Source organism: Caballeronia sp. SEWSISQ10-4 2 (assembly GCF_030464885.1).
GTDB lineage: Bacteria > Pseudomonadota > Gammaproteobacteria > Burkholderiales > Burkholderiaceae > Caballeronia.
Window position 1 is genome coordinate 1 of the sequence record NZ_JALPRJ010000196.1, and the last position, 2,461, is coordinate 2,461.

General features: G+C 55.5%; 2 protein-coding genes and 1 pseudogene. 1 reads left to right on the forward strand and 2 read right to left on the reverse strand.

Translation table 11 applies throughout. From position 1 onward, the window contains the following. Nucleotides 1-288: 288 nt before the first annotated feature. A complete protein-coding gene (locus M0D69_RS43540) occupies nt 289-597 on the forward strand; it encodes a DUF4148 domain-containing protein (protein ID WP_301787966.1) in 309 nt (102 codons plus the stop codon). Between the two features lie 122 nt (nt 598-719). Here M0D69_RS43540 and M0D69_RS43545 read toward each other — a convergent pair whose 3' ends face one another. Both M0D69_RS43545 and M0D69_RS43550 read right to left on the reverse strand, forming a co-directional pair. Further along, the gene (locus M0D69_RS43545) at nt 720-1,847 is read right to left on the reverse strand and encodes a porin (protein ID WP_301787967.1); all 1,128 of its coding nucleotides are present in this window, start codon (nt 1,845-1,847) and stop codon (nt 720-722) included. A gap of 531 nt (nt 1,848-2,378) precedes the next feature. Continuing rightward, nucleotides 2,379-2,461 (reverse strand): annotated as a pseudogene (locus M0D69_RS43550) (ABC transporter permease); the annotation flags it as partial.

A 2,461-nucleotide genomic window follows, 5' to 3' on the forward strand; every position in this document is an offset into this window, starting at 1 on the left:
TGGAAAAAGAAATGAAGTGCCGCCACGCACAGTGGCTAATAGTGATAAAAAATACTGCTAACTCACGCCGACCACCACGGCCGAAAGCACCAACCCAGCATTGACCCTCGACCACTACGCCCGAAAACCTCGTGCAACCCGGCACCACCCCCGAAAAATGACAAATTCTTCATGATCTCGCCAGCTTGGCGTCATGCGAACCTCCTTATCCTGTTCTTAACCGCGTACAGACAAGTTCATGCGAGCGGACCGGTCGACGTGGGTTAGATATGACCTTAAGGAGGTTCTATGAAAGCGACGCTTAAACTGCTTATTTTTTCTCCGCTCTTGATTGCAAGCACGGTTTCTTTGGCAAAACCAACGCTTACGGCGCAGCAGTGCAATAACTACCCGTTTATCCACTCCCGGGGGCCCGCTACCCATACGCAGGTAATGAACGAACTCTACGAACTCGAAGCCGCGGGTTACGACGCAAGCTCACCCAACGCTCCTTATCCAGATGATATAGACCATGCAGAAAGGCGGCTTAGTGCTGAATATAGGCAGGACTGTACGGCGCAAAAAGTTGCAACCGCGGCCAGCGCCGAGCAGTATTAACGAAAGCTCTGGCACGTTAAAGCGGGAATCGCTAATGAACGAAACCCGTCAACAGCGGATGAATGGTGACCCGGTCGACCTCGGTGTCGGCAAACAGAGCCGACACCACTGTGACTGGTCGTTTAGAAACGGGTCCGGATGCCCGAGGTCAGCTCGAGCTGGTTAGTCGCGCCAAACGTGCTTCCAACCGTATAGCCGCCATGCAGCCTCATGTAGTCGCCAGCCAGATACACTTCAGTGCGCTTGGACAGGTGATAGAAGATCGACCCGTACAACGTCTCCTTGAAACCGTTGTGGAGGCCCGACGTCGGGTCGAAAGCACCGATGTTCGCGTTCGGGATATCGCCGTCGCTGTTGTACGCGGCGTTCTTCACGCGCATCTGCTGATAGCCGAGTTCGTAGTCGAACGCGCCCTTCGGTGCCAGCTTGAGCGACACGGTCCACGCGTTGTCCTGACGCTGGGCGAGCGAGCCCTGATTACCCAGGTAACGGAAGTAACCCGCATTGGCGCGCAGAATACCGAACGTGTAGTTACCACCCGCCGACCACGTCTGGTTTGTGATCCCGACGCGGTTCACGTGGCTATAGAAGCCCGACACATTGAACGGGCCACCGTTGTACCCGAGTGCTGCCTGGTAGTTCGAGTTGGAGCCGAAACTCGTTGAGTTCCCGAACGCGTAGCCCGCACTGGCGAAGATGCCATTGCTGAACAGTTTCTTCCACGCGACGCCGTTGTTATAACGGGTGCCGGTGGCACTGGCCGCGTAGAAAATCATCTGCTTGAAGTTGTTCGAGTTCGTCCAGCCGCCCTCTTCCGTCGTCAGTCTAGCGCTGCCATACGCGTCACCGTAGATCGTCGATGCGTCGCGCGCGATGGTGTTCTGGAAACCGGCCGTGATCTTGCCAAAGGTGTCGTTCTCGATGCCGACCCATGCATCGCGATCGAAGATCTGACCCGGGTCTTCCATCTGACCGTTGGCGACCACGAATTCGCTCTCGAGCCGGAAGATGATCTTCGTACCACCGCCGATGTCTTCGGCACCCTTCAGGCCCCAGCGGCTGCCGCTGAACCACGGCTCACCGTCGTTGCCCATGCCGATGACGTGATTGCCGTTCGCATCCGCGTGCGTCCGATAGGTGGGAAAGCTCAGGTCCATCAGGCCATAGAGCTGGACACTCGACTGTGCGTACGCACTTCCGGCTATCAGGGTGCCTGCGCTCGCAGCCAATAGTATGGTGGTCTTTTTCACGACGTTCTCCTCACGACTTCATGTTGGAATAGATTCTTATGATTCGTTCAATACCGAACGAAGCTTAACTACCCCAATCCTTCGTCAATCTTTCACGAGTTCCAGAAATACGTTGGTGTAAATACCAATTACCTATTGTTATGGAGCACGAATAATATGGGCAAGTCCACGTAAAGTCGGGACATACCTGCCGGAATGCCGGGCTGCTTTCTCAGCCGGCGAATATAGATGTTGACGGCGTCGAGACCAGGCTCATCGCCAATCGCGGAACACACATTCCACCCAGGCGTCCTTCAGCACGGCACTTCCCCGCTGAAGGATCAAGCCTGCATAATCTACTTGATCGACGCGGGCACCTGCGCTCACCGAAACTGGTTAGGCATGCAGTCGTAAGCGCTTCGAGGCCAACAACGACTTGACTCCGGAGATACTGACGAACCTCACCAGTCGCAGTAGAACCACTACAACCGCATCTGTAGGCCGCCCTGCATCACCGGAGCCATGTTACTCAGGTAACAACTAATCTAGACGTCAGAACGCCGCAGGTTTCCATTTAAGAAGACGCCGCTCCAGACTTGTCAGGAGGTAATCAGCGGCAAGCGCAACCACGGCAA

Coding starts and splice junctions, on each gene's coding strand:
- M0D69_RS43540 (WP_301787966.1), top strand. CDS start 289: ATGAAAGCGACGCTTAAACTGCTTATTTTTTCTCCGCTCTTGATTGCA.